Source organism: Caballeronia terrestris (assembly GCF_001544515.1).
Classification (GTDB): domain Bacteria; phylum Pseudomonadota; class Gammaproteobacteria; order Burkholderiales; family Burkholderiaceae; genus Caballeronia; species Caballeronia terrestris.
The window spans coordinates 1-1,409 of sequence record NZ_FCOL02000405.1 but is presented as its reverse complement, the minus strand read 5'-3'; the positions used below and the strand labels follow the sequence as shown (position 1 = coordinate 1,409).

Here is a 1,409-nt window from a genome sequence, read left to right as displayed (position 1 = left end):
CCATGCATGGACGCCCCCGGCTTGCCAAGCTCTCATTTGTAACGGAGGGCAGGTAATGATTGCGGCCATGCATCCGGACTTCGATGTCCGGTGCGAAACCGGCAGTCCCTGATGGAATTTGCTGATCGGAGTCTCATCAAATCTGCGTGCTATCGCGCACATTGGGGTAATCAGACTTTCCCGATCACGGTCTTACCTGTTCTGCCATCACGTCGTGATCGCCTGAGCAATCGGCTGTAGTCTCCTGCTGGTAGTTACGCGGTAAGCATGCGGCTAACGGTTACGCGGTCGCTGCGGGCGCGTGGTAACCAGGGTCAAACTCACGACCGTGGGCCAGTAGCGCCCAGACGATCCGCGCGTTCTTGTTCGCGAGCGCGACGGCGGCGACATTCGCGTTTCGCCGCTGCAGCAGGCCATTCAGCCAGCCGCTCTTGCATTCCTTGCGTTTGGCAACCTTCAGCAGGGAGCGCGCGCCGTGGATCAGCAATGTTCGCAAATACACGTCACCTCGCTTGCTGATGCCCAGCAGCACGTTCTTGCCGCCGCTAGAGTTCTGTCGAGGCACCAGGCCGAGCCACGCTGCAAGTTGCCGGGCGTTCCGGAAGCTCTTTGCGTCGCCGACAGATGCGACGAGCGCGCTCGCGGTAAGTGGCCCGATGCCGGGGACACGCGCGAGCCGTCGACTCGTTTCGTTACTGCGGTGCCACGCCTGAATCTGCGCCTCAAGCTCCTGGACCTGCCGGTCAAGCTCCTTCAGATGGTCCATGAGGCGTTGGACGAGCAGTCGAAACGAGCCAATTAGTTCGTTATCCGCATCTTCGATCAGTTCGGGTACCTGGCGCTCGAGATGCCCGATGCCCTGGGGAACAACGATCCCGAATTCGGCGAGCAGTCCGCGAATCTGGTTGGCCTGCGCGGTGCGCGCCCGCACAAAACCCTGACGTACCCGGTGCAGCGACAACACCGATTGCTGCTCGATGGTCTTGATTGGCACGAAACGCATGTTCGGCCGCGCGACTGCCTCGCAGATCGCTTCGGCATCCGCCGCATCATTTTTGTTCGTCTTGACGTACGGTTTGACAAACTGCGGCGCGATCAGTCGTACCGCGTGGCCCATGGCCTGCAGCTTGCGCGCCCAGTAGTGCGCGCTGGCGCATGCCTCCATCCCAATTACGCAGGCGGGGAGGTTGGCGAAGAACTCCGCGACGTGATTTCGCTTGAGCACTTTCTTCAGTACGGTTCGGCCGTGCTCATCTACCCCATGGACGGCAAAAATATTCTTCGCCAGATCGATGCCAACCGTCGTAATCTTCATGATGGGCGCTCCCCTCGGTCAGGTGGTTGCTGCGACACTTCCACTTTGGCACATTGATGCCGCTTCGGGTGGGGGCGTCCATTCCATTAAATCT

The 1,409-nt window shown here is 60.1% G+C and carries 1 protein-coding gene; it reads right to left on the bottom strand.

The genetic code is table 11. The features are described 5' to 3' along the window. Positions 1 to 280: 280 nt before the first annotated feature. A complete protein-coding gene (locus AWB67_RS37795) occupies positions 281 to 1,315 on the bottom strand; it encodes an IS110 family RNA-guided transposase (protein ID WP_087660852.1) in 1,035 nt (344 codons plus the stop codon). Between the last annotated feature and the right edge of the window lie 94 nt (positions 1,316 to 1,409).